Genomic DNA, 24,271 nt, shown 5'->3' with positions numbered 1-24,271 from the left:
GCATACTTGCCCCCCTCCGCACTCCAGAACCCAGAACCGCCCCATGCGTATCCACGTCAGCTTCATCGACCGCGTCGGCATCACCCAGGAAGTCCTGGCTATCCTCGGCGGGCGCAATCTCAATCTGGATGCGGTGGAGATGATCCCGCCCAACGTCTACATCGACGCCCCGACCCTGAGCCCGCAAGTGCTCGAAGAACTCAAAGATGCGCTGTTTCGCGTGCGTGGTGTAGAAGCCGTGACCGTGGTCGACATTCTCCCCGGCCAGCGCCGGCACTTGCAGCTCGACGCGTTGCTCGCGGCGATGACCGACCCGGTGCTGGCGCTGGACAGCGCCGGCAAGGTGCTGCTGGCCAACCCGGCGCTGATCGCCCTGTACGGTCGCGAGCCAGCGGGCGAAAGCGTCTCTGAACTGTTCAACGATCCGGGTCTGCTCGAAACCCTGCTCGAACAAGGCTTCCGCCTGCCGCTGCGGGAAATCACCGTCAACGGCCAGACGCTGTTACTGGATGCCACGCCGATCACCGACGCCGGCGCCCTGCTCACGCTGTATCAACCCAACCGCATCGGCGAACAACTGTCGGCGCTGCATCACGACCATGCCGAAGGTTTCGATGCGCTGCTCGGTGAATCGCCGCCGATCCGCACCCTCAAGGCCCGCGCCCAACGGGTAGCGGCCCTCGATGCGCCGCTGCTGATCCAGGGCGAAACCGGCACCGGCAAGGAACTGGTGGCCCGCGCCTGTCACGCCATCAGCGCCCGGCACAGCGCGCCCTTCCTCGCACTGAACTGCGCGGCCCTGCCGGAGAACCTCGCCGAGAGCGAACTGTTCGGCTACGCCCCCGGCGCCTTCACCGGCGCACAACGCGGCGGCAAACCGGGGCTGATGGAGCTGGCCAACCAGGGCACGGTGTTCCTCGACGAAATCGGCGAGATGTCGCCGTACTTGCAGGCCAAACTGCTGCGATTCCTCAATGACGGCAGCTTCCGTCGGGTTGGCGGCGATCGTGAGGTAAAGGTCAACGTGCGGATCCTCAGCGCCACCCACCGCGACCTGGAAAAAATGGTCAGCGAAGGCCTGTTCCGCGAAGACCTGTTCTACCGCCTCAACGTGCTCAACGTCGAAGTACCGCCACTGCGCGAACGCGGTCAGGACATTCTGTTGCTGGCGCGCTATTTCATGCAGCAGGCCTGCGCGCAGATCCAGCGACCGGTCTGCCGCCTCGCTCCGGGCACTTACCCGGCGCTGCTCGGCAACCGCTGGCCGGGCAACGTGCGGCAATTGCAGAACGTGATCTTCCGCGCCGCCGCCATTTGCGAAAGCAGCCTGGTGGACATCGGCGACCTCGACATCGCCGGCACCTCCGTGGCACGCCAGACCGACACCGACGTCGACAGCCTGGAAGAAGCGGTGGAAGCCTTCGAGAAATCGCTGCTGGAAAAACTCTACGTCAGCTACCCCTCGACCCGCCAACTGGCCAGCCGCCTGCAGACCTCGCACACGGCGATTGCTCATCGGCTGCGCAAGTACGGCATCCCCAACAAACCCTGACTTCGCCCCAAAAGCGACCTCCATCTGTACTGAAAGCGCTACAGCGGAACGATATCGCTACACCCTCCTCCGATCACCGCTGTGCAAGGCTTTGATCCGGTTCAGCTTTTTTCTTCGCCCCACGCTGTAGCGATTTCGCTACAGCTAACGTATTTGCGCTCGCCCGAAAAACCATCAAGCAATTGATTTATAACGATATTTTTACGTTGGCCGCGTTCTTGCTAAGTAACCGCTCATAAAATCAGGGCATTGCCGCCCGAGTATTCCACCGCGTCCACCAGACGAGTCTGGCCCCTAGGAGATTCCATGAGCGAGTTGCGTTTTACTGAAGATCACGAATGGCTGCGCGCCGAAGCCGATGGTTCTGTCACCGTTGGCATCACCGCTTTCGCGCAGAACGCCCTGGGCGACGTGGTGTTCGTGCAACTGCCTGAATTGCAGGCGTACGACAAAGGCGCCGAAGCCGCCACCGTGGAATCGGTAAAAGCCGCCAGCGGCGTTTACATGCCGCTGGACGGTGAAGTCCTGGCCACCAACCCGGCCCTGGAAGACAGCCCTGAGCTGGTCAACGAAGATCCGCTGGGCGAAGGCTGGTTCTTCCGCTTCAAGCCAGCCGACGCTTCCGCCGTCGCCAAGCTGCTGGATCAGGACGCCTACGACCGTCTGATCAAAGCCCAAGCCGAAGCCTGAGGAACCTGACATGACCCAAGTAAATCTCGGCACCGCCAACGAATTCATCGCCCGTCACATCGGCCCGCGCGCCGGTGACGAGCAAGCCATGCTCAACAGCCTCGGCTTCGACTCGCTCGAAGCCCTGAGCGCCAGCGTCATCCCGGAAAGCATCAAGGGCACCAGCGTGCTCGGCCTCGACGACGGCCTGAGCGAAGCCGATGCCCTGGCGATGATCAAAGGCATCGCCGGCAAGAACCAACTGTTCAAGACCTACATCGGCCAGGGCTACTACAACTGCCACACGCCGTCGCCGATCCTGCGCAACCTGCTGGAAAACCCGGCCTGGTACACCGCTTACACCCCGTACCAGCCAGAAATTTCCCAGGGACGTCTCGAAGCGCTGCTGAACTTCCAGACCCTGATCAGCGACCTCACCGGCCTGCCGATCGCCAACGCCTCCCTGCTCGACGAAGCCACCGCCGCTGCCGAAGCCATGACCTTCTGCAAACGCCTGAGCAAGAACAAGGGCAGCCACCAGTTCTTCGCCTCGATCCACAGCCATCCGCAAACCCTCGACGTGCTGCGCACCCGTGCCGAGCCGCTGGGCATCGACGTAGTCGTGGGCGATGAGCGTGAGCTGACCGACGTGACGCCGTTCTTCGGCGCGCTGCTGCAATACCCGGCCAGCAACGGTGATGTGTTCGACTACCGCGAACTGACCGAACGCTTCCACGCTGCCAACGCACTGGTCGCGGTAGCCGCTGACCTGCTGGCCCTGACCCTGCTGACCCCGCCGGGCGAGTTCGGCGCGGACGTGGCGATCGGCAGCGCCCAGCGTTTCGGCGTGCCGCTGGGCTTCGGTGGTCCGCACGCGGCTTACTTCTCGACTAAAGATGCGTTCAAGCGCGACATGCCGGGCCGTCTGGTCGGTGTCTCGGTTGACCGCTTCGGCAAACCGGCCCTGCGTCTGGCGATGCAGACTCGCGAGCAACACATCCGCCGCGAGAAAGCCACGTCGAACATCTGCACCGCACAAGTGCTGCTGGCCAACATCGCCAGCATGTACGCCGTGTATCACGGCCCGAAAGGCCTGACCCGGATCGCCAACCGCGTGCATCACCTGACCGCGATTCTGGCCAAGGGCCTGAGCGCACTGGGCGTGACCGTCGAGCAAGCGAGCTTCTTCGACACCCTGACCCTGGCCACCGGCGCGCAAACCGCCGCGCTGCATGACAAGGCTCGCGCCCAACAGATCAACCTGCGTGTGATCGATGCCCAGCGCCTGGGCCTGTCGGTCGACGAAACCACCACCCAGGCCGACATCGAAACCCTGTGGGCCCTGTTCGCCGACGGCAAGACCCTGCCGGAGTTCGCTGCTCTCGCCGCTGCCGCGCAAAGCACGATTCCAGCCGCACTGATTCGTCAGTCGCCGATCCTCAGCCACCCGGTGTTCAACCGCTATCACTCGGAAACCGAGCTGATGCGCTACCTGCGCAAGCTGGCGGACAAGGACCTGGCACTGGATCGCACTATGATTCCGCTGGGTTCGTGCACCATGAAACTCAACGCCGCCAGCGAAATGATCCCGGTGACCTGGGCTGAATTCGGCGCCCTGCACCCGTTCGCCCCGGCCGAGCAAAGCGCCGGTTACCAGCAACTGACCGACGAGCTGGAAGCGATGCTCTGCGCCGCCACCGGTTACGACTCGATCTCGCTGCAACCGAACGCCGGTTCCCAGGGTGAGTACGCAGGTCTGCTGGCGATTCGCGCCTATCACCAGAGCCGCGGCGAAGATCGTCGCGACATCTGCCTGATCCCGTCGTCCGCCCACGGCACCAACCCGGCGACCGCACAAATGGCCGGCATGCGCGTGGTCGTGACCGCGTGCGACGCCCGTGGCAACGTGGACATCGAAGACCTGCGCGCCAAGGCCATCGAACACCGCGAACACCTCGCGGCGCTGATGATCACGTACCCGTCGACCCACGGCGTGTTCGAAGAAGGCATCCGCGAAATCTGCGGCATCATTCATGACAACGGCGGCCAGGTGTACATCGACGGCGCCAACATGAACGCGATGGTCGGCCTCTGCGCACCAGGCAAGTTCGGCGGCGACGTGTCGCACCTGAACCTGCACAAGACCTTCTGCATCCCGCATGGCGGTGGCGGCCCGGGCGTCGGCCCGATCGGCGTGAAATCGCACCTGACTCCGTTCCTGCCAGGCCACGGCCACATGGAACGCAAGGAAGGCGCGGTCTGCGCAGCACCGTTCGGCAGCGCGAGCATTCTGCCGATCACCTGGATGTACATTCGCATGATGGGTGGCGCAGGCCTGAAGCGCGCTTCGCAACTGGCGATCCTCAATGCCAACTACATTTCCCGTCGCCTGGAAGAGCACTATCCAGTGCTGTACACCGGCAGCAACGGTCTGGTGGCGCACGAATGCATCCTGGATCTGCGTCCACTGAAAGACAGCAGCGGCATCAGCGTCGATGACGTCGCCAAGCGCCTGATCGACTTCGGCTTCCACGCCCCGACCATGTCGTTCCCGGTGGCCGGCACGCTGATGATCGAGCCGACCGAAAGCGAATCCAAGGAAGAACTGGACCGCTTCTGCGACGCCATGATCCGCATCCGCGAAGAAATCCGCGCGGTGGAAAACGGCACGCTGGACAAGGAAGACAACCCACTGAAGAACGCTCCGCACACTGCGGCAGAGCTGGTCGGCGAGTGGACTCACCCGTACAGCCGCGAGCAGGCGGTGTACCCGGTGGCGTCGTTGATCGAAGGCAAGTACTGGCCGCCGGTCGGTCGCGTCGACAACGTGTTCGGCGACCGCAACCTGGTCTGCGCCTGCCCGTCGATCGAAAGCTACGCTTAAAAAGAAGCAGCTATAAGCTTCAAGCCTCAAGTTGCAAGCTTCAAGCAACAAGTCAAAAGCCGACCGCTCTTGCTTGCAGCTTGAAGCTTGCCGCTTACAACTGCTCCGCAGGAGCCTCTCATGTCGTTAAGCGTGTTCGACCTGTTCAAGATTGGCATCGGCCCCTCCAGCTCCCACACCGTCGGCCCGATGCGCGCAGCTGCGCGCTTCGCCGAAGGCCTGCGTCGGGAAAACCTGTTGTCGGCCACCACCAGCGTCAGGGTCGAGTTGTATGGATCCCTCGGCGCCACGGGCAAGGGTCACGGCAGCGACAAGGCCGTGTTGCTGGGCCTGGAAGGTGAACACCCGGACACCGTGGATACCGAAACCGTCGCCGCCCGTCTCTCGGAGATTCGTGGCAGCGGCCGTTTGAACCTGCTCGGCGAACACAGCATTGCGTTCAACGAGAAAGAACACCTGGCCATGATCCGCAAGCCGTTGGCCTATCACCCCAACGGCATGATCTTCCGTGCCTTCGATGCGGCGGGATTGCAGATCCGCAGCCGCGAGTACTACTCGGTCGGCGGCGGTTTTGTGGTCGACGAAGATGCGGCCGGAGCCGACCGCATAGTCGAAGACACCACCCCGCTGACCTTCCCGTTCAAAAGCGCCAAGGACTTGCTCAGTCACTGCGCCACCTACGGGCTGTCGATCAGCCAGGTGATGCTGACCAACGAAAGCGCCTGGCGCCCGGAAGCGGAAACCCGCGCCGGCCTGCTGAAAATCTGGCAAGTGATGCAGGACTGCGTGGCCGCCGGCTGCCGCAACGAAGGCATTCTGCCGGGTGGCCTTAAGGTCAAGCGGCGGGCGGCGGCGTTGCATCGGCAACTGTGCAAGAACCCGGAATCGTCGCTGCGCGATCCGCTGTCGGTGCTGGACTGGGTCAACCTCTACGCCTTGGCCGTCAACGAAGAAAACGCCAATGGCGGGCGCGTGGTCACGGCACCGACCAATGGCGCAGCGGGGATCATTCCTGCGGTGCTGCATTACTACATGCGCTTCATTCCCGGCGCGAACGATGATGGCGTGGTGCGCTTCCTGCTGACCGCGGCGGCCATCGGCATTCTGTACAAGGAAAACGCCTCGATCTCCGGCGCCGAAGTCGGCTGTCAGGGCGAGGTCGGCGTGGCCTGTTCGATGGCGGCCGGGGCGTTGTGCGAAGTCCTCGGCGGCAGCGTGCAACAAGTGGAAAACGCCGCTGAAATCGGCATGGAACACAACCTCGGCCTGACCTGCGACCCGATTGGCGGCCTGGTTCAAGTGCCGTGCATCGAACGCAACGCCATGGGCTCGGTCAAGGCGATCAACGCCGTGCGCATGGCCATGCGCGGAGACGGGCAGCATTTCGTCTCCCTCGACAAGGTCATCCGCACCATGCGTCAGACCGGCGCCGACATGAAAAGCAAATACAAGGAGACCGCCCGTGGCGGTCTGGCGGTCAACATCATCGAGTGCTGATCGCGCCATAAACTCGCTCTCCCTTTGGGAGAGAACACAAAACTGGCCCCCTCTCCCTCCGGGAGAGGGTTGGTGTGAATCAAGGAGTCACGCATGTCCACTGAACAACTGTCGAAAACCCCGCTGCACGCTCTGCACCTCGAACTCGGCGCCCGCATGGTGCCGTTCGCCGGCTACGACATGCCGGTGCAATACCCGCTGGGCGTGATGAAGGAACACCAGCACACCCGTGAGCAGGCCGGGCTGTTCGATGTCTCGCACATGGGCCAGATCCGCCTGACCGGCGCCAATGCCGCCAAAGCACTGGAAACCCTGGTGCCGGTGGACATCATCGACCTGCCGGTGGGCATGCAGCGCTACGCAATGTTCACCAACGAAACCGGCGGCATCCTCGATGACCTGATGGTCGCCAACCTCGGCAATGACGAGCTGTTCCTGGTGGTCAACGCCGCGTGCAAGGACCAGGACCTGGCCCATCTGCAAAAACACATCGGCGATCAATGCAAGATCGAGCCACTGTTCGAAGAACGCGCCCTGCTCGCCCTGCAAGGCCCGGCCGCCGTGACCGTGCTGGCACGCCTGGCGCCGGAAGTGGCGAAAATGACTTTCATGCAATTCACCCGCGTAAAGCTGCTGGGCGTTGACTGCTTTGTCAGCCGTTCCGGCTACACCGGTGAAGACGGTTTCGAAATCTCGGTTCCGGCAGCCGACGCGGAAAAACTCGCCCGCGCCCTGCTGGCCGAACCGGAAGTCGCCGCCATCGGTCTCGGCGCCCGTGACTCGCTGCGCCTGGAAGCCGGCCTGTGCCTGTACGGCCACGACATGAACACCGAGACCACGCCGATCGAAGCCAGCCTGCTGTGGGCAATCTCCAAACCTCGGCGTGCCGATGGTGCCCGCGCCGGGGGTTTCCCGGGTGCGGAGCAAGTCTTCGCTCAACAGCAAAACGGCGTGTCGCGCAAACGCGTCGGCCTGCTGCCGCAAGAGCGTACGCCGGTCCGTGAAGGTGCAGAGATCGTCAACGACGCTGGCGAAATCGTCGGTAGCGTGTGCAGCGGCGGGTTCGGCCCGACCCTGGGCGGTCCGTTGGCCATGGGTTACCTGGACAGCGCTTACGTCGCACTCGATACGCCCGTTTGGGCAATTGTTCGTGGGAAAAAGGTGCCATTGCTTGTAAGCAAAATGCCATTTGTTCCACAACGCTACTATCGCGGTTGATCGACTGTTTCTATAAGTAACGCGATTGCGTTGTGCGTGCACTAATGTGTAACGCAATCGCCATAAAACAGTGCACTCCACTTACATACGATTCGAATTTGAACTTGGCTTATAACGTTCGAAAACAATTGAACAAGCTAATCGTATAAGCCGGACTAGTGAATCGACTAAGTGCCAGCAAGCGCAGGAAAACCGGGGCCTTCGCGGGGCTTGTTTTTTCTCCCGTAGTTGGCGTAGAGTTTGTCCACTGTGTTTGCATGGGTCAGCTTGGAATCGTGACCTGGGCAGTAGCCTACAAGTTAGCTACATCCCGTTCGACGTCTTCTTACTCTCCTGCAACCAGCCCCAGTACTCTTTCATGAGAAGGAGACTGTCATCAATTTTTGCGTCAAAGGAAATAAGAAATGTCCACACGTCAGAGCGGTACCGTCAAGTGGTTTAACGACGAGAAAGGTTTTGGTTTTATCACTCCAGAAAGCGGTCCGGATCTGTTCGTGCATTTCCGCGCCATTCAGGGCAACGGCTTCAAGAGCCTGAAAGAAGGCCAGAAAGTGACCTTCGTTGCTGTGCAGGGCCAGAAAGGCATGCAAGCTGATGAAGTCATCGCAGAAGCCTGATTTTCTGTAACGAAAAAGCCCCTGATATTGATATCAGGGGCTTTTTTGTGGGCGCAAATCCGTAAAATGGCGCTTCACTTTCCGTCCAGAGGCTGCCATGTCGAAACACCTGCTCACTCCCCAGGGCGATTTCCCCGCCGTCGGCCTGGGTCGTCGTCTGGCAGCGATGTTCTATGACTTTTTGCTGTGCACCGCTCTGCTGATCGTGACCGGTTTTGTTTACAAGCTGATCCAGGCGGCAATCATCGGCGAAGAGCGCCTGCGCGTCATGACCGACGCCGGGCAGCTGGATGGCGATCCGCTGTACTCCACGGTGCTGCTGTTGGTGCTGTTTGGCTTCTTTGCCAAATTCTGGACCCACGCCGGGCAGACCCTGGGCATGCAAGTGTGGGGCATTCGCGTGCAGAACGCCGATGGCACTGCGATCAGCCTGTGGCAGGCGTTGCTGCGGTTCATGGTGTCGATTGCGTCGTGGCTGTGCCTGGGCCTGGGGTTCTTCTGGTCGCTGCTCGATAAGCAGAAGCGCGCTTGGCATGACATCTACTCCGACACGCAGCTTGTGCGAATTCCGAAGAAAACCAAATAATCCTCCAGATACAAAAACGCCCCGATCCAATCGGGGCGTTTTTGTTTGCCTCAAGGTCAGGCGTTGCCGGCCAGTTTCATCCGTGCGGCCTGAGTGAAATCGAGCATGCGCTTGAGCGGACGAATCGCCTGAGGAATCAGAGCCGGGTCGACGAAGATCTCGTTCGAGCCCTCCTTCAGGCACTTCAGCGTGCGTTCAAGGGTGTTCATGGCCATCCACGGGCAATGTGCGCAACTGCGGCATGCCGCGCCGTTACCGGCGGTTGGCGCCTCGATGAAGACCTTGTCCGGGCACAGCTGCTGCATCTTGTAGAAGATGCCGCGGTCGGTAGCGACGATCAGAGTCTTGTTCGGCAGCGATTGAGCGGCGGCAATCAGCTGACTGGTGGAACCGACGGCGTCCGCCAACTCGATTACCGAGGTCGGCGACTCCGGATGCACCAGAATGGCGGCGTCCGGGTACAGCGCTTTCATGTCTTCCAGCTGCTTGGACTTGAACTCTTCGTGGACGATGCATGCACCATCCCAGAGCAGCATGTCGGCGCCGGTCTGACGCTGGATGTAGGTGCCCAGGTGCTTGTCCGGACCCCAGATAATGGTTTCGCCGTTGTCCATCAGGCTTTCGACGATTTCCAGTGCACAACTGGAGGTCACCACCCAGTCGGCCCGGGCTTTGACGGCGGCCGAGGTGTTGGCGTATACCACCACGGTGCGTTCCGGATGCTGATCGCAGAACGCCGAAAACTCATCCACCGGGCAACCCAGATCCAGCGAGCAGGTGGCTTCCAGGGTCGGCATCAACACACGTTTTTCAGGGTTGAGAATCTTCGCGGTCTCGCCCATGAATTTCACGCCGGCAACCACCACGGTCTTGGCCGGATGGGCATTGCCGAAGCGGGCCATTTCCAGGGAATCGGAAACACATCCGCCGGTTTCTTCGGCGAGGGCCTGGATGATCGGATCGCAATAAAAGTGGGCAACCAGCACCGCGTCCTGAGCCTTGAGCTCGGCGGCGATGGCAGAACGGTAATAAGCCTCTTCCTCGGCTGTCAGCGGCTTGGGCTGCTTGGCGTCGAGGTGGGCTTGTACCAGAAGGCGTTCGGAAATCTGCGTCATGTTCGCAAGACCTGCAGGCGCATTCGCGCGAAAGTCGAGTATACACCCGGCTCCGGACCGCTTGAGGGTACCGCCGGGAAAGTGAGTATTATCAGGCACGGACAGCAATGAAGCTGCGCAAGGCTACAGAATATCCCGTTGATACAAAAGATGATTCTGACCTGCGTCACGGCGGAAAGAAACGAAGGGAGGCATGCCTGAATCGCAGGCAAAAAAAAATCCGGAAATCCTCACTTTCGTGGGCCTTCCAGACTTTTAAAACAGCAAAAATGGTGGGTCGTGTGGGATTCGAACCTACGACCAATTGGTTAAAAGCCAACTGCTCTACCAACTGAGCTAACGACCCGCTGTGTGGTGGCGCGTATAATACTGATTTTTAAGGACTATTCAACACCTAATTTGAAAAAAATCAAAAATAAGGTGTCGGGTCGCTGATTCCGGCCGCCGCGAAGCCTTCTGCACGCAGTCGGCAGCTGTCGCATTTACCACAAGCACGCCCGTCATCGTCAGCCTGATAGCAGGAAACAGTCAGCCCGTAATCAACGCCAAGCTTCACCCCCGCCTGGACGATCTGCGCCTTGCTCAGATTCTGCAGCGGTGCCTGGATGCGGAAACCATTGCCTTCCACCCCGGCCTTGGTCGCCAGATTGGCCATGCGCTCGAACGACTCGATGAACTCGGGACGGCAATCCGGGTAACCGGAGTAATCCACCGCGTTGACGCCGATAAAGATGTCACGGGCGCCGAGCACTTCAGCCCAACCCAGGGCCAGCGACAGGAAAACTGTATTGCGCGCCGGCACGTAAGTCACCGGGATGCCTTCGCCCAGCTCTTCCGGGATATCGATGCTGGTGTCGGTCAGGGCCGAACCGCCCATGCCGTTCAGGTTCAGGCCGATCACCTTGTGCTCGACCACGCCCAGATCGCGGGCAACGCGAGCAGCAGCATGCAGCTCGGCGTGGGAACGCTGACCGTAATCGAAACTCATGGTGTAGCAGGCGTAGCCTTCAGCGCGGGCCATGGCCACGACAGTGGCCGAGTCCAGGCCACCCGACAGCAGGATTACCGCACGTTTTTGGCTAGTGTTCAGTTGTTCAGTCATCTCAGCGCCCCGGCTCATCATTCCATAGATATTTATGCAGCTGCAGTTGCAGGCGCACTGGCAGGTTATCCGCCACCACCCAGTCCGCCAGATCCCGAGCATTCAGGTCGTGGTGACTTGGAGAAAACAGCACTTCACCCGCACGTCGTTCCAGACCGTACTGGATCAGCTTCGATACCGCCCAGTCATAGTCCTCCCGCGAGCAGATGACAAACTTCACCTGATCGTTGGGCGTCAGCAGTTCGATGTTCTCGTAACGGTTGCGATGGGCTTCTTTGGAGTCTGGCGTCTTCAGGTCGACCACCCGACTGACCCGCGGATCAACCGCCGAGATGTCGAGGGCGCCGCTGGTTTCCAGCGAGACTTCGTAGCCGGCATCGCACAACTGCTTGAGCAAAGGGATGGCATTGGGCTGTGCCAGCGGCTCACCGCCAGTGACGCAGACGTAGCGCGGGCGAAAGCCGGCCACTTGCTCGAGGATGTCGTCGAGGGTGCGGATCGTGCCACCGCTGAACGCGTAGGCGCTGTCGCAGTATTGGCAACGCAATGGGCAACCGGTCAGGCGCACAAAAACAGTGGGCAGCCCGGCAGTCCGCGTTTCCCCCTGCAACGAGTAGAAAACTTCGGTGATTCTCAATGTGTCTTGCATAGTCGCCACGGGCGTAACAGCTAAACAGGCTGTCCGCCTCCGTCAGGCACCTCTGGCAACCCCGCCAACGCGTAGATCACCAGAAGCGTGTTTCATAAAAGGGCGTGAATTCTAACGAAAAAACCCGCGACAAGCGCGGGTTTCTTCCAAACGGGTCAAAGCATGTTACATGCGTTGCAGATCGCGCTGGGCCAACTGAGCGGCGGACGTGCCCGGATATTGGGCCACCACCTGCTGCAGAATGCCTTTGACCTTGTCGGTATGACCGAGGCGACGCTCTACATCAGCCAGCTTGTACAGCGAATCCGGCACTTTGGCGTGCTTGGGATACAGCTGCGAAACCTTGGCGAAAGCCTGACCTGCACCTTGCAGATCGCCTTTGGCCAGGTTCACTTCACCCAGCCAGTACTGGGCATTGCCTGCGTATTGGCTGTTCGGGTATTTACGCAGGAATGCGGCAAACGCCTGGCTGGCCTTGTCGAAATCCTTGGCCTTGATCAGGTCGAAAGCGGCATCGTAATACAGCTTTTCCTTGGCCGGATCAGCCGGTTCGCTACCTGCGGCAGGTGCCTGGGCGGCAGCAGCGGCGCCGGCTCCAGCAGCAGCACCGGCAGCAGCACTTGCATCGCCACCGGCAGAAGAATTCTCGGGAGTCGCGGCTGGTGCAACGCCGGATCCTATGCGCCGATCAAGATCCTGGTATCGCTCCAGGGATTCCTGCTTCATGCGCGCAACCTTATTCTGCAGTTCTTCGATCACGCCTTGCTGGCGAGATATCTGATCCTGCATTTGTTGCAGTTGGTTGAACAGCATGCCTTGTGCCGAGGCAGGGGCCGAAGCCGCTCCCCCGGCATAGGCGCCGTTCGTACCGTAACCTGCAGGCGGATAACTGCTCCCGCTATTGTTATAACCGGAGTTGTCATCGACCACAGGAACCGCAGCCCACGCCGCAAGCGGCGCGAGGCTGAGAGCCAGAACAGTTACAGCACGACGGCACGTTCGCATATCGAATTACTTACGCAGTTCGACGCGACGGTTTTGAGCCCAGGACTGCTCGTCGTTGCCGGTAGCAACTGGACGCTCTTCGCCGTAGGAAACCAGTTCCAGCTGAGCTGGGGAAACACCTTGCAGTACCAGGTAGCGCTGAACGGCTTTCGCACGACGCTCGCCCAGTGCCATGTTGTACTCACGAGTACCACGTTCGTCGGTGTTGCCTTCCAGAACAACGCGAGCGCCGTTTGCTTTCAGGTCTTTGGCGTGAACGTCCAGAGCGCGCATGGCTTCTGGCTTCAGGTCCGAGCTGTCGTATTCGAAGTAGAAGGTGGTGATTGCGCGCAGAGCAGCTTCTTCGCTCAGGGAACCGTCAACTGCACCAGTGTTTGCGCCGTAACCAGCGTTTGGATCAACAGCGCCTTCACCGGCGTTGTCGCCGCCTTTGGACGAGCAACCTACAGCTACAGCCATGGCCAGAGCCAGCGCAGCAAATTTACCAAACTTCAGCATTTCCATCGTGAAACTCCTAATGAACCCCAGTGTGTTAAGTAAAACGTAAAGCGCCGCGTCAGTTCAGGTAAGGGGACCAGGACGGTTCTCTGACTTCGCCTTGAGCGGTAGGAAGCGGGAGCCTCACGCGTCCATTAATGGACACGAGCATCAAGACTCCCCGGCCCTGCTGGCGGGTGGCGTAGATTACCATGGTGCCGTTGGGCGCAACAGTAGGCGACTCGTCCAGAGTGCTATCAGTGAGGATTTTTACACTTCCGCGCTGCAAATCCTGAGCCGCCACTTTGAAATTGGTGAAACCGTCCTGACGATGGATCATCACCAGGGTCTTTTCATCCGCCGAAAGCTTGGGGTTGGCGTTGTAGTTGCCCACGAACGTCACACGCTCGGCACCGCCGCCACCAGCGCTGGTCTTGTAGATCTGCGGTTTGCCGCCACGGTCGGAGGTGAAGTAGATGGTCGAACCATCCTTGCCCCAGTACGGTTCGGTGTTGATGCCAGGACCCGCAGTCACGCGGGTGATCTGACGCGAACCGAGGTTCATCACGTAGATGTCCGGGTTACCGTCTTTCGACAGCACGAACGCCAGGCGATTGCCGTCCGGCGACCAGGCTGGCGCGCCGTTCAGGCCTTCGAAGTTGGTGATCTGCTCGCGACGACCGGTGTCGATGTTCTGCATGAAGATGCGCGGACGCTTCTGTTCGAACGACACGTAGGCGATACGCTTGCCGTCCGGTGCAAAACGCGGCGAAAGGATCGGCTCACGGGATTGCAGCAGGGTCACGGCACGGGCGCCGTCATAGTCCGAACGCTGCAGGGTGTAACGGGTGTTCTTCTCGGAGAAACGCTCGGCCGTGACGTACAGCAGGCGAGTCGAGAATGCACCTTTGATACCGGTCAGTTTTTCGAACGACTGATCGGAGATGTAGTGCGCCATGTCGCGCAGCTGTTCGGTGGTACCGGACACGCTGCCGTCAGCCACTTTCTGCTCGGTGGCGACGTTGAACAGAGCCCACTGCACCTGCAGACGGCCACCGGCCGGCACGATGCTGCCGACCATCATGTATTGCGCGCCCACCGCCTTCCAGTCACGGAAGATGATTTCGCTCGGCTGGCTTGGCTGGCTGATCATGTTTTGCTTTGGAATCGGCGAGTAATAGCCCGAGTTACGCAAATCGTTACCAATGATTTCAGCCATGTCATCCGGCAGGACGGCACCGCCCTGGAAACCGAACGGTACGACGGCAATCGGAGTCGCCCGATCGCTGCCGCTGGTGACCAGAATGTTCTTTTCATCCGCCATCGCGATCCCTGCCATGCAGCAGATCACGACCAGCATTCCTCGAAGAAGGTTTCTCACAAGGCTAGATCCTCAGGTGTGAATGTCATCTTGAATGAACGATACGGAGCGAAATCGCTCGGCTTCATTCCCTGCATTTCCGTCAAACGTCCAATATTCTTGACCGCTGCCACTGCTGACGCATCGAACGGACCGTCGCCACTGGACTTGGCCACGCTGACCGAGGTCACCGTACCGTCCGGCAACATGCCGATCTGCAGCACAACCGTCATGCCTTTGCGTGCTGAAGGTGGACGCGCCCAGCCTTCTGCTGCCCGCGCACGAATCAGGTCATCGAAACTGCCCGCGACTTCGTCGCCCTGCTCATCGGCCAAGGCCTGCTGGCGCTGCGGCGTGTCGGAAAGCAAATCTGCCAGGGCCTGAGCCTTCTTGTCTTCGGCGGATTTACGTGCCGCTTCCTGCGCTTTCTTCTTCGCAGCATCGGCAGCAGCTTTCTTCTTCGCGTCTTCGGCGACTTTCTTCTTCGCCTCTTCAGCTTCAGCTTTCTTCTTGGCGTCTTCGGCGGCTTTCTTTTTCGCGTCTTCGACGATCTTCTTCTTGGCTTCTTCAGCGGCCGCTTTCTTGGCCTCTTCTTCAGCAGCCTTTTTGGCTTCTTCTTCGGCTTTCTTCTTGGCTATATCAGCCAATTGTTTCTCTTCTGCCTTCTTGGCTTCGGCGGCTTTCTTGGCGTCGTCGGCTTTCTTGGCTTCATCAGCCTTCTTCGCCTCGTCCGCTTTCTTCGCCTCATCGGCCTTCTTGGCTTCCTCGGCCTTTTGAGCCGCTTCTTCTTTCTTTTGTTCCGCAGCCTTCACCGCTTCCTGCTCGACCTTTTTCTGCTCCATCTGCTCGACTTCGGTCTGGCGCGCGGCGGATTTCTTCGCCTCACCCGCAATCTTCTGATTGGTCTGAGTGGTCGCCTGACTTTTCGATTTCAGCTGGTACAGGGTCGCCTGAACAATCGGCTTGGCTGGCGGCAGCTCCGGGGTCAGGGCGAAACTGACAAACAGCATGCCGAACACCAGCACGTGCAAGCCAATCGCCCAGACACTAGGCCAGAAGTAGCTTTCCGAGGCGGACGGCTCTCGCTGTTGCTGCATCAGGGCGCCTCGGTGATCAAGCCAACGTTACCGACCCCGGCTTTCTGCAACCCGCCCATGGCACCCATGACGGAGCCATAATCGACGGACTTGTCGCCACGGATGAAGACTTGGGTACGCTTGCCACCTTCAGTGCCGGCGCGAATGATCTTGGTCACCGCGTCGGTCATCTGTGGCAGGGTCATGGCCCGGTCCTGCTGTTTCTCGGTGTCGACTTCGCTGCCAAGGTTCCAGTAGTAGGTCTTGTCCGACTTGATCGAAATGGTCAGCACCTGGGTGTTGTTGTCCTGCGGCAAGGCTTCGCTGGAAACCTTGGGCAGATCCACTTTCACGCCCTGATTGAGCATTGGCGCAGTCACCATGAAGATGACCAGCAGCACCAGCATCACGTCGATGTAAGGCACTACGTTCATCTCGGCGACCGGCTTGCGCTTGTGTCGGGCTCGAGTGATTAAAGCCATCGGGAAATACCTGCTTATTCTTCGCTGGTGTGCACTTTGCGGTGCAGGATCGCCTGGAACTCATCGGCGAAGGTGTAGTAGCGGCTCAGCAAGGTTTCGCTGCGGGCAGAGAAACGGTTGTAAGCGATAACGGCCGGGATCGCGGCGAACAGACCGATCGCGGTGGCGATCAGGGCTTCGGCGATGCCGGGTGCCACGGTGGCCAGGGTGGCCTGCTGGGCGCTGGCCAGACCACGGAAGGAGTTCATGATCCCCCAGACGGTACCGAAAAGACCGATGTACGGGCTGACCGAACCGACGGTGGCGAGGAACGGCAGGCTCTGCTCGAGCTTTTCTTCTTCGCGGGAGATGGCGACGCGCATGGCACGGGCCACACCTTCCATCACCGCTTCAGGATCGACGCCTGGCTGCTGACGCAGACGAGAGAACTCCTTGAAGCCGGCACGGAAGATCTGCTCGACACCCGAATCCGGATCCGGGTTGCTGCCGGCCTGACGGTAGAGTTTGGACAGGTCGATACCCGACCAGAAACGCTCCTCGAAGCTCTCGAGGGCACGTCGACCGGCGCGTATCAGATTGCTGCGCTGAAAGATCATGATCCATGAGGTCACCGATGCGGCCACCAGAGTCAACATTACCAACTGCACCACGATGCTGGCATTGCTGACCAGGCTCCACATGGAGGAATGGTCGACGACGTTAGCTTCCACGCTTTATCTCCTGCTTTGAGTGTGTACCCGTGCCGACCGCGTCGGCAAAGGCCGCACGCAGGTCTTCGGGAAGGGCCCGGGGTTTCAAACTGTTAGTGCGCACACAGGCCACCAGAAACTGCCCTTCGCAGAGCAGCACATTATCCGTTGCCCGCCTGACCTGCTGTCGGAAGCGCAGGCTGGCACGGTTCAATTCGATTACATCAGCGCTTACCAGAAGCTCGTCGTCCAGTCGCGCCGGCGCGTGATAACGCGCTTCGCTGGAATGCACGACGAACAACAGGTCCTCCCCGGCCAGCGCCGACTGAGCAAAGCCCAGCTCCCGGAGCCGTTCGGTTCGAGCCCGTTCCATAAACTTGAGGTAATTAACGTAATACACGATGCCGCCCGCATCGGTGTCCTCGTAATAAACGCGACAACGATGTGCGAACGGCTCAAGCCCGTTTTGCGCGCGCATACTCTAGTGCTTACTCCTCGGGTTGCCAATCCAGCCAGGCAACTGTTTTTCATTGTTGGAAGGCTTTACCGCAAAAGTACCGTCCTGTGACAGTACAAACGCTGAATAAATCGACAATAAATGTGTATCAATCGTCCACGGCATCGAGAAACTCGTCTACCACGGGCATTTCGCCCATTCGTGTCGGGATGTTTAAACCAAAATGCAGGTACGCGTGGCGGGTCACCACCCTGCCCCGCGGCGTACGCATGATGTAGCCCTGCTGAATCAGGTACGGCTCAAGCACATCTTCAATGGTGTGGCGCTCTTCGCTGATCGCCGCCGCCAGACTGTCGATGCCCACCGGGCCGCCGTCAAACTTCTCGATCATGGTCAACAGCAAACGCCGGTCCTGATGATCGAAACCATGCTCGTCCACGTCCAGCAGGTTCAGCGCCAGATCTGCGACGGACTTGGTGATGTGGCCCTTGGCCCGGACTTCGGCGAAATCCCGCACCCGGCGCAGCAGACGGTTGGCGATCCGCGGCGTGCCACGGGCGCGGCGGGCAATCTCGAAAGAGCCTTCCGGATCCAGCGGCAAACCGAGGATATTCGCCGAACGGCTGACAATCGTCGCCAGGTCAGCGGTGCTGTAGAACTCGAGGCGCTGGACGATACCGAAACGGTCACGCAAAGGGTTGGTCAGCATGCCCGCCCGCGTGGTTGCACCGACCAGGGTGAACGGTGGCAGATCGAGTTTGATCGAACGCGCCGCCGGCCCTTCACCGATCATGATGTCGAGCTGGAAATCTTCCATGGCCGGGTACAGTACTTCTTCGACGATCGGCGACAGACGATGGATTTCATCGATGAACAGCACGTCGTGCGGCTCAAGATTGGTCAACAGCGCCGCCAGATCCCCCGGACGCTCCAGCACCGGACCGGAAGTGCTCTTGATCGACACGCCCATTTCCTGGGCGATGATGTTGGCCAGCGTGGTTTTACCCAGCCCCGGCGGACCGAAGATCAGGGTGTGGTCGAGGGATTCGCTACGGCCACGGGCGGCCTGGATAAACAGTTCCATCTGCTCGCGAACGGTCGGCTGGCCGATGTACTCGGCCAGGCTGACGGGACGTATCGCCCGATCCTGGACTTCTTCGCGCTCACGCGGACTGTGCGTGGCGGCGATCAGACGATCAGCTTCAATCACTTAAATCATTCCCTTCAGGGCACGTCGAATCATGTCTTCGCTGCTCAGGCCTTTCTCTTTGATCGCGGAAATCGCCTTGCTCGCTTCCTGTGGCTTGTAGCCCAGGGAAATCAGTGCACTGACCGCATCGTTCTCGGCGGTGTTGACCGGCGCCGGGCCGTCCGGCTGGTTCGGCACCAGGGCGAACATGGCCGGCGAGGTTTCCCAGGCCTTGAAGCGATCCTTCAGTTCGACCAGCAGACGCTCGGCGGTTTTCTTGCCCACGCCCGGCACCTTGGTCAGCGCCGAGGTGTCCTGGGATTGCACGCAGCGGATCAGTTCGTCGACTTCCAGACTCGACATCAAGGCCAGGGCCAGTTTCGGCCCTACACCATTGAGACGGATCAACTCGCGAAAAAAGTCTCGCTCACGCTTGCCGGCAAAACCATAGAGTAACTGCGCGTCTTCGCGTACGACCAAATGGGTGTGCAGGGTCAGCGGTTCACCGACCGACGGCAGGCGATAAAGGGTGGTCATGGGCACTTCCAACTCATACCCGAGGCCGTTTACATCCAGAATCAGGTGCGGCGGCTGTTTCTCAGCCAGAGTACCGCGCAAGCGTCCAATCACGTTTCAGATCCTTGAGCGTTGGCCAGCCGTGGGCTGGCGACCGACAGAGCATGGATTCACGGCCGACAACCCAGGCACGAAATCCACATTCCGTAAAAATGACTGCTGATGCTATCAGAGACGCAGGCGCCCGCCACGACTGCGTGCCGTTCCCAAGCCGTGCGGTAACAGACTCGAGCGTGTGTGGGCATGACAAATGGCAATGGCCAGGGCATCCGATGCATCGATTTGCGGTTTGCTGGTCAGCTTGAGCATGTGCATGACCATCATCTGCACCTGCTCTTTATTAGCGGCACCCGTGCCGACCACGGCCTGCTTGACCTGGGTGGCCGTGTACTCGGCTATTTCCAGGCATTCTTCGGCGCCGGCAACAATAGCGGCCCCCCGGGCCTGCCCGAGCTTCAGCGCCGAATCGGCGTTTTTTGCCATGAACACCTTTTCGATGCCCATGGTGACCGGACCGTAGGTCTGGATGATTTCGCGCACGCCGCGATAAACGATCTGCAGACGCTCATGCAGCTCGCCGGCTCCAGTGCGGATACAACCCGAGGCGACATAGATGCAGCCGCCACGTCCGGTATCGCGAACAATGCCGTAACCGGTAATGCGCGAACCGGGGTCGATACCAAGAATTAAAGTCATAAGCCTGCTGGTTCGAAGAAACACAAAAACAAATGAGGGAGCTGGCTTGTCAGCGATGACGGTGTGTCAGGCGCCATCATTACCTGATGTGCCGACGCCATCGCTGGCAAGCCAGCTCCCACATTGAAGCCTAGTCGCTCTTAACCGAGCTGAGCGGCCACGTCTTCCGGAATGTCCGCGTTGGAATAGACGTTCTGCACGTCGTCCAGGTCTTCCAGCATGTCGATCAGCTTGAGCACCTTCTCGGCGCCCTCCAGATCCAGCTCGGCGCTGGTGGTCGGCTGCATGACGATTTCCGCGTCATCACCCTTGAAACCGGCGGCCTCCAGGGCATTGCGTACCGCGTAGAAACTGGTGAACGAGGTGAACACATCGATCGAGCCGTCTTCGTGGCTGACCACGTCGTCGGCATCGGCTTCGAGCGCCGCTTCCGTCAGCGCGTCTTCGTCAACGCCCGGGGCAAAGCTGATCTGGCCCTTGCGTTCGAACAGGTAGGCTACCGAACCGTCGGTACCGAGGTTGCCGCCACACTTGCTGAACGCGTGGCGCACGGCCGCTGCGGTGCGGTTGCGGTTGTCGGTCATGCACTCGACCATCACCGCCACGCCGCCCGGGCCGTAACCTTCGTAGGTCAGTTCTTCAACGTTGTCGGCCTCGGTCGCGCCGGCGCCACGGGCCACGGCACGGTCGATGATGTCCCGGCTCATGTTGGCGCCCAGCGCCTTGTCCAGCGCCAGACGCAGACGCGGGTTGGAGCCCGGATCACCGCCGCCCTGACGGGCCGCCACGGTCAGCTCGCGGATCCACTTGGTGAAGATCTTGCCTCTCTTGGCATCCTGGCGTTCTTTGCGGTGCTTGATGTTCGCCCACTTGGAATGACCTGCCATAACTCGCTCCGAATTCTCTTGAACAATGCCCGCCATGCAGATGCATCGGCCAGCAAAAAAATCTTGTTTTCAATCACTGCAGAAAGAAAAAAGGCGCATCCGAAGATGCGCCTTCAGGCCCGTCTTACTCGGCCTTTGGCGTTTCGCGCAAACGGATGTGCAATTCGCGCAATGCCTTCGCATCCACGACACCCGGCGCCTGCGTCATCACGTCGGCAGCACTCTGGGTTTTCGGGAAGGCAATCACTTCACGGATCGACTGGGCGCCGGTCATCAGCATCACCAGACGGTCCAGACCGAAGGCCAGACCACCGTGCGGCGGCGCGCCGTATTTCAGGGCGTCGAGCAGGAAGCCGAACTTCTCTTCCTGTTCCGCTTCGTTGATGCCCAGCAGACGGAACACAGCTTGCTGCATCTCCTTGCGGTGGATACGGATCGAACCGCCACCCAGCTCGGTGCCGTTCAGCACCATGTCGTAGGCACGGGACAGAGCGCCGGCCGGGTTGGCTTCCAGCTCTTCCGGCGAGCACTTCGGCGCGGTGAACGGATGGTGCAGAGCGGAGAAGCTGCCGTCGTCGTTCTCTTCGAACATCGGGAAGTCGACGACCCACATCGGTGCCCACTCGCAGGTCAGCAGCTTCAGGTCGTGACCGAGCTTGATACGCAGCGCGCCCAGGGCTTCACTGACGATCTTGGCCTTGTCGGCGCCGAAGAACACGATGTCGCCGTCGACTGCGCCAACGCGATCGAGGATCACGTTCAGGTTGGCTTCCGGGATGTTTTTCACGATCGGCGATTGCAGACCGTCAACACCGGCCGCACGCTCGTTGACCTTGATGTACGCCAGGCCCTTGGCACCGTAGATGCCGACGAACTTGGTGTAGTCGTCGATCTGCTTGCGCGGCATGCTCGCCCCGCCTGGAACGCGCAGTGCGGCGATACGGCATTTCGGATCGTTGGCAGGGCCGCTGAAGACCTTGAAGTCCACTTCTTTCAGCTGATCGGCCACGTCGACCAGCTCCAGCGGGTTACGCAGGTCCGGCTTGTCGGAACCGTAACGGCGCATGGCTTCTTCGAACGTCATGTGCGGGAATTCGCCGAATTCCAGATCCAGCACTTCCTTGAACAGGTTGCGGATCATGCCTTCGGTCAGGCCCATGATGTCTTTTTCGTCGAGGAAGCTGGTCTCGATGTCGATCTGAGTGAACTCAGGCTGACGGTCGGCACGCAGGTCTTCGTCGCGGAAGCACTTGGCGATCTGGTAGTAGCGGTCGAAGCCGGCGACCATCAGCAGTTGCTTGAACAGCTGTGGCGATTGCGGCAACGCGAAGAACGAACCGGCGTGGGTACGGCTCGGTACGAGGTAGTCGCGCGCGCCTTCCGGCGTGGCACGGGTAAGGATCGGAGTTTCGACGTCGAGGAAGCCGTTTTCGTCGAGGTAGCGACGGATGCTGGTGGTCATGCGCGAACGCAGACGCAGCTTCTCGGCCATTTCCGGACGACGCAGGTCCAGGAAGCGATAGCGCAGGCGGGTTTCTTCGCCGACGTCGGAGTATTCGTTCAGCGGGAACGGCGGGGTTTCCGCTTCGTTCAACACTTCCAGCTCGTAGCCCAGGACTTCGATCATGCCCGACGCCATGTTGGCGTTGGTGGCACCGGCCGGACGCAGACGCACCTTGCCGGTGATCTTCACCACGTATTCGCTGCGCACGCGATCGGCGGCGGCGAAGCTCTCGGCGCGATCCGGATCGAACACTACCTGAGCCAGACCGTCACGATCACGGATATCGAGGAAAATCACCCCGCCGTGGTCGCGACGACGGTGAACCCATCCGCAAAGGGTAATTTCCTGGCCTTCCAGGCTTTCGTTCAGTTGGCCGCAATAATGGCTGCGCATCATGGTAGTGGTTCGCTTCTCGTAATTCGAAATTCGGTGGAGATCCCGCTGCACTCAAGCACTGTGCAACCTGTGGAAACTCGCGCGTGTCGTTCGACCTGGGCTTGAACCCTAGTCAGATTTGTCGCCACCGGCCAGATTCTTCTTCGCGCCGGTCTTGAAATCGGTTTCGTACCAGCCGCTGCCGCTGAGGCGAAAGCCCGGCATCGACAGCTGCTTCTTGAGTTCCGGTGCCTGACAGGCAGGGCAATCGACCAGTGGTGCGTCGCTGATCTTTTGAATGGCTTCCAACTGATGACCACAGGAAGCACATTGGTAATCGTACATCGGCATGGGGTTGTCTCGGCAATCAGATTGCCAGCACGCGCAGGGCTGTGCGGCGAAAGGGCGGGATTATAGCCATTAAATGCGGCCTGTGCAGCCGGAAGACTGCACAGGCCGTCTCGTCAGTGTCATCCCGCGTCATGCACCCCCGGAGAATCCCGCAGGCCATGCATCACACACACAACCCGCACCAGACCGCTGAAGTTTTTCACCCCGCCATGACGCAGGTGCACTTCACGATCGACACGGGACAATAGCGTGCCGACCGAACAGCAATTGTCTTCGGCCATCCGGCCCAGGATATTCCAGTAAACCTGTTCCAGCCGCATACAGGTCGCGAACCCGTTCAAACGCACCGAGCGGGATAACGGCCGGATCAACGCCATGTCGAACCCGCCGAGCAAGGGCTCCGTGGCGCTCTCTCGCTGCGTACCGGCTGCGACCTCTCTTCGCCTGCCTCCATCTTCCATATCGTTGACACTCCTTTGTCATTTCTGCCTCTGTTATCAAGGCAACATCCTGCGAACTCATTAAAAGCGCAGGCGCAAAGGCAGTTCCAGATGACTTTTTGACCATCCATGTAGGATAAGCCAACGCGACAGGGAGGATCATGGAGCGGCGGATCGTCCTCCCTGTTTCCTACAGAAGGGAACGACATTTCCAGGAGAAAAGAGGAAAGCGCACGAACTAGGGTTCATGCGCTTCCTGTTATCAGGCTTCGAGCAATGCGCGCAGCATCCAGGCGGTTTTCTCGTGCACCTGCATGCGCTGGGTCAGCAGATCGGCGGTAGGTTCGTCACTGACCTTGTCCAGCAGAGGGAAAATGCCTCGTGCGGTTCGGGTGACGGCTTCCTGGCCTTCCACCAACTGCTTGATCATGTCTTCGGCACTTGGCACGCCGACTTCCTCTTTAATGGAAGACAGACGGGCGTAAGTCGCATAGGCACCCGGCGCGGGAAAACCCAGCGCGCGGATGCGCTCGGCAATCGAATCGACCGCCAGAGCCAGTTCGTTGTATTGCTCCTCGAACATCAGATGCAGGGTCCGGAACATCGGCCCGGTGACGTTCCAGTGGAAGTTGTGGGTCTTCAGATACAGCACGTAGGTGTCCGACAGCAGGCGCGAGAGCCCTTCGACGATGGATTTGCGGTCTTCTTCACTGATACCGATATCGATTGCCATGTTTACCCCCTAAAGGCGATTGAATTCATCCAACAGGTGCCGCTCCACTGTAGCAAGGCCACCCCAGCCCCGCAGCCCCCGCATG

At 60.0% G+C, this 24,271-nt stretch carries 25 protein-coding genes and 1 tRNA gene; 7 read left to right on the top strand and 19 right to left on the bottom strand.

From position 1 onward, the window contains the following. Positions 1 to 43 precede the first annotated feature (43 nt). The 7 genes from gcsR to AC07Y2_RS28085 all read left to right on the top strand — a co-directional run bounded on the left by gcsR (position 44) and on the right by AC07Y2_RS28085 (position 9,023). Positions 44 to 1,552 carry a transcriptional regulator GcsR gene (gene gcsR, locus AC07Y2_RS28115; protein WP_039766033.1) on the top strand — a complete coding sequence of 503 codons (1,509 nt, stop codon included), beginning with the start codon at positions 44 to 46 and terminating at the stop codon, positions 1,550 to 1,552. 306 nt (positions 1,553 to 1,858) lie between these two features. Continuing rightward, on the top strand, positions 1,859 to 2,242 hold the full coding sequence (gene gcvH, locus AC07Y2_RS28110; RefSeq protein WP_074688335.1) for a glycine cleavage system protein GcvH: 384 nt from the start codon (positions 1,859 to 1,861) through the stop codon (positions 2,240 to 2,242). A gap of 10 nt (positions 2,243 to 2,252) precedes the next feature. Continuing rightward, positions 2,253 to 5,105 carry an aminomethyl-transferring glycine dehydrogenase gene (gene gcvP, locus AC07Y2_RS28105; protein ID WP_103387392.1) on the top strand — a complete coding sequence of 951 codons (2,853 nt, stop codon included), beginning with the start codon at positions 2,253 to 2,255 and terminating at the stop codon, positions 5,103 to 5,105. 120 nt (positions 5,106 to 5,225) lie between these two features. Next, positions 5,226 to 6,602: an L-serine ammonia-lyase gene (locus AC07Y2_RS28100; protein WP_103387393.1), complete on the top strand. Its 1,377-nt coding sequence runs from the start codon at positions 5,226 to 5,228 to the stop codon at positions 6,600 to 6,602. 93 nt (positions 6,603 to 6,695) lie between these two features. Then, positions 6,696 to 7,820 (top strand): glycine cleavage system aminomethyltransferase GcvT, encoded by a 1,125-nt coding sequence (gene gcvT, locus AC07Y2_RS28095; protein WP_074688341.1) that lies wholly within the window; start codon positions 6,696 to 6,698, stop codon positions 7,818 to 7,820. Positions 7,821 to 8,224: 404 nt separating this feature from the next. Then, positions 8,225 to 8,437, top strand: coding sequence for a cold-shock protein (locus AC07Y2_RS28090; RefSeq protein ID WP_007951194.1), 213 nt, complete (start codon positions 8,225 to 8,227; stop codon positions 8,435 to 8,437). Between the two features lie 97 nt (positions 8,438 to 8,534). Further along, complete coding sequence (locus AC07Y2_RS28085; RefSeq protein ID WP_103387394.1) at positions 8,535 to 9,023, top strand: RDD family protein; 489 nt, start codon at positions 8,535 to 8,537, stop codon at positions 9,021 to 9,023. A gap of 56 nt (positions 9,024 to 9,079) precedes the next feature. Here the strand turns inward: AC07Y2_RS28085 and nadA are convergent, their stop codons facing one another. The 19 genes from nadA to AC07Y2_RS27990 all read right to left on the bottom strand — a co-directional run bounded on the left by nadA (position 9,080) and on the right by AC07Y2_RS27990 (position 24,186). Further along, positions 9,080 to 10,138 carry a quinolinate synthase NadA gene (gene nadA, locus AC07Y2_RS28080; protein WP_039766022.1) on the bottom strand — a complete coding sequence of 353 codons (1,059 nt, stop codon included), beginning with the start codon at positions 10,136 to 10,138 and terminating at the stop codon, positions 9,080 to 9,082. A gap of 270 nt (positions 10,139 to 10,408) precedes the next feature. Further along, positions 10,409 to 10,484, bottom strand: a tRNA-Lys gene (locus AC07Y2_RS28075). Positions 10,485 to 10,547: 63 nt separating this feature from the next. Continuing rightward, positions 10,548 to 11,240, bottom strand: coding sequence for a 7-cyano-7-deazaguanine synthase QueC (gene queC, locus AC07Y2_RS28070; RefSeq protein ID WP_007951197.1), 693 nt, complete (start codon positions 11,238 to 11,240; stop codon positions 10,548 to 10,550). A 1-nt stretch (position 11,241) separates the two neighbouring features. Continuing rightward, positions 11,242 to 11,889: a 7-carboxy-7-deazaguanine synthase QueE gene (queE, locus tag AC07Y2_RS28065; protein ID WP_007951198.1), complete on the bottom strand. Its 648-nt coding sequence runs from the start codon at positions 11,887 to 11,889 to the stop codon at positions 11,242 to 11,244. Between the two features lie 165 nt (positions 11,890 to 12,054). Then, positions 12,055 to 12,894 (bottom strand): tol-pal system protein YbgF, encoded by an 840-nt coding sequence (gene ybgF / locus AC07Y2_RS28060; RefSeq protein ID WP_103387395.1) that lies wholly within the window; start codon positions 12,892 to 12,894, stop codon positions 12,055 to 12,057. A 6-nt stretch (positions 12,895 to 12,900) separates the two neighbouring features. Continuing rightward, positions 12,901 to 13,398: a peptidoglycan-associated lipoprotein Pal gene (gene pal, locus AC07Y2_RS28055; RefSeq protein WP_003178634.1), complete on the bottom strand. Its 498-nt coding sequence runs from the start codon at positions 13,396 to 13,398 to the stop codon at positions 12,901 to 12,903. Between the two features lie 52 nt (positions 13,399 to 13,450). Then, positions 13,451 to 14,731 carry a Tol-Pal system beta propeller repeat protein TolB gene (tolB, locus tag AC07Y2_RS28050; RefSeq protein ID WP_166742344.1) on the bottom strand — a complete coding sequence of 427 codons (1,281 nt, stop codon included), beginning with the start codon at positions 14,729 to 14,731 and terminating at the stop codon, positions 13,451 to 13,453. 17 nt (positions 14,732 to 14,748) lie between these two features. Then, complete coding sequence (gene tolA, locus AC07Y2_RS28045; protein ID WP_064383749.1) at positions 14,749 to 15,828, bottom strand: cell envelope integrity protein TolA; 1,080 nt, start codon at positions 15,826 to 15,828, stop codon at positions 14,749 to 14,751. Continuing rightward, positions 15,828 to 16,280: a protein TolR gene (gene tolR / locus AC07Y2_RS28040; RefSeq protein ID WP_162130475.1), complete on the bottom strand. Its 453-nt coding sequence runs from the start codon at positions 16,278 to 16,280 to the stop codon at positions 15,828 to 15,830. Before tolR ends, tolA begins: the two co-directional genes overlap by 1 nt. A 23-nt stretch (positions 16,281 to 16,303) precedes the next feature. Further along, entirely contained in the window at positions 16,304 to 16,999 is a 696-nt protein-coding gene (tolQ, locus tag AC07Y2_RS28035; protein ID WP_039766018.1) for a protein TolQ, read from the bottom strand. Further along, positions 16,989 to 17,456 carry a tol-pal system-associated acyl-CoA thioesterase gene (gene ybgC, locus AC07Y2_RS28030; protein WP_007951203.1) on the bottom strand — a complete coding sequence of 156 codons (468 nt, stop codon included), beginning with the start codon at positions 17,454 to 17,456 and terminating at the stop codon, positions 16,989 to 16,991. The genes tolQ and ybgC overlap by 11 nt, the downstream gene beginning before the upstream one ends. A 127-nt stretch (positions 17,457 to 17,583) precedes the next feature. After that, positions 17,584 to 18,645 carry a Holliday junction branch migration DNA helicase RuvB gene (gene ruvB / locus AC07Y2_RS28025; RefSeq protein WP_011335643.1) on the bottom strand — a complete coding sequence of 354 codons (1,062 nt, stop codon included), beginning with the start codon at positions 18,643 to 18,645 and terminating at the stop codon, positions 17,584 to 17,586. Then, positions 18,646 to 19,254, bottom strand: coding sequence for a Holliday junction branch migration protein RuvA (ruvA, locus tag AC07Y2_RS28020; RefSeq protein ID WP_007951205.1), 609 nt, complete (start codon positions 19,252 to 19,254; stop codon positions 18,646 to 18,648). Between the two features lie 114 nt (positions 19,255 to 19,368). Further along, on the bottom strand, positions 19,369 to 19,896 hold the full coding sequence (gene ruvC, locus AC07Y2_RS28015) for a crossover junction endodeoxyribonuclease RuvC (protein ID WP_007962095.1): 528 nt from the start codon (positions 19,894 to 19,896) through the stop codon (positions 19,369 to 19,371). A gap of 140 nt (positions 19,897 to 20,036) precedes the next feature. After that, positions 20,037 to 20,783, bottom strand: coding sequence for a YebC/PmpR family DNA-binding transcriptional regulator (locus AC07Y2_RS28010; RefSeq protein WP_003227527.1), 747 nt, complete (start codon positions 20,781 to 20,783; stop codon positions 20,037 to 20,039). A gap of 124 nt (positions 20,784 to 20,907) precedes the next feature. Further along, a complete protein-coding gene (gene aspS / locus AC07Y2_RS28005; RefSeq protein WP_039766011.1) occupies positions 20,908 to 22,683 on the bottom strand; it encodes an aspartate--tRNA ligase in 1,776 nt (591 codons plus the stop codon). 108 nt (positions 22,684 to 22,791) lie between these two features. Beyond that, positions 22,792 to 23,013, bottom strand: a complete 222-nt coding sequence (locus tag AC07Y2_RS28000; RefSeq protein ID WP_007951210.1) for an FmdB family zinc ribbon protein — start codon at positions 23,011 to 23,013, stop codon at positions 22,792 to 22,794. Positions 23,014 to 23,132: 119 nt separating this feature from the next. Then, entirely contained in the window at positions 23,133 to 23,474 is a 342-nt protein-coding gene (locus AC07Y2_RS27995) for a ribbon-helix-helix domain-containing protein (RefSeq protein WP_039766009.1), read from the bottom strand. Between the two features lie 241 nt (positions 23,475 to 23,715). After that, entirely contained in the window at positions 23,716 to 24,186 is a 471-nt protein-coding gene (locus AC07Y2_RS27990) for a Dps family protein (RefSeq protein WP_039766007.1), read from the bottom strand. Between the last annotated feature and the right edge of the window lie 85 nt (positions 24,187 to 24,271).

The organism is Pseudomonas sp. GW456-12-1-14-TSB6, from assembly GCF_059424205.1.
This window is presented reverse-complemented; position numbering and strand designations above follow the sequence as displayed.

Coding starts and splice junctions, on each gene's coding strand:
- aspS (WP_039766011.1), bottom strand. CDS start 22,683: ATGATGCGCAGCCATTATTGCGGCCAACTGAACGAAAGCCTGGAAGGC.
- gcsR (WP_039766033.1), top strand. CDS start 44: ATGCGTATCCACGTCAGCTTCATCGACCGCGTCGGCATCACCCAGGAA.
- AC07Y2_RS28090 (WP_007951194.1), top strand. CDS start 8,225: ATGTCCACACGTCAGAGCGGTACCGTCAAGTGGTTTAACGACGAGAAA.
- ruvC (WP_007962095.1), bottom strand. CDS start 19,896: ATGACTTTAATTCTTGGTATCGACCCCGGTTCGCGCATTACCGGTTAC.
- AC07Y2_RS28100 (WP_103387393.1), top strand. CDS start 5,226: ATGTCGTTAAGCGTGTTCGACCTGTTCAAGATTGGCATCGGCCCCTCC.
- nadA (WP_039766022.1), bottom strand. CDS start 10,138: ATGACGCAGATTTCCGAACGCCTTCTGGTACAAGCCCACCTCGACGCC.
- ybgF (WP_103387395.1), bottom strand. CDS start 12,894: ATGCGAACGTGCCGTCGTGCTGTAACTGTTCTGGCTCTCAGCCTCGCG.
- gcvT (WP_074688341.1), top strand. CDS start 6,696: ATGTCCACTGAACAACTGTCGAAAACCCCGCTGCACGCTCTGCACCTC.
- gcvH (WP_074688335.1), top strand. CDS start 1,859: ATGAGCGAGTTGCGTTTTACTGAAGATCACGAATGGCTGCGCGCCGAA.
- tolB (WP_166742344.1), bottom strand. CDS start 14,731: ATGCTGGTCGTGATCTGCTGCATGGCAGGGATCGCGATGGCGGATGAA.
- AC07Y2_RS28000 (WP_007951210.1), bottom strand. CDS start 23,013: ATGCCGATGTACGATTACCAATGTGCTTCCTGTGGTCATCAGTTGGAA.
- AC07Y2_RS27995 (WP_039766009.1), bottom strand. CDS start 23,474: ATGGAAGATGGAGGCAGGCGAAGAGAGGTCGCAGCCGGTACGCAGCGA.
- pal (WP_003178634.1), bottom strand. CDS start 13,398: ATGGAAATGCTGAAGTTTGGTAAATTTGCTGCGCTGGCTCTGGCCATG.
- AC07Y2_RS28010 (WP_003227527.1), bottom strand. CDS start 20,783: ATGGCAGGTCATTCCAAGTGGGCGAACATCAAGCACCGCAAAGAACGC.
- gcvP (WP_103387392.1), top strand. CDS start 2,253: ATGACCCAAGTAAATCTCGGCACCGCCAACGAATTCATCGCCCGTCAC.
- tolA (WP_064383749.1), bottom strand. CDS start 15,828: ATGCAGCAACAGCGAGAGCCGTCCGCCTCGGAAAGCTACTTCTGGCCT.
- ybgC (WP_007951203.1), bottom strand. CDS start 17,456: ATGCGCGCGCAAAACGGGCTTGAGCCGTTCGCACATCGTTGTCGCGTT.
- AC07Y2_RS28085 (WP_103387394.1), top strand. CDS start 8,535: ATGTCGAAACACCTGCTCACTCCCCAGGGCGATTTCCCCGCCGTCGGC.
- AC07Y2_RS27990 (WP_039766007.1), bottom strand. CDS start 24,186: ATGGCAATCGATATCGGTATCAGTGAAGAAGACCGCAAATCCATCGTC.
- queE (WP_007951198.1), bottom strand. CDS start 11,889: ATGCAAGACACATTGAGAATCACCGAAGTTTTCTACTCGTTGCAGGGG.
- queC (WP_007951197.1), bottom strand. CDS start 11,240: ATGACTGAACAACTGAACACTAGCCAAAAACGTGCGGTAATCCTGCTG.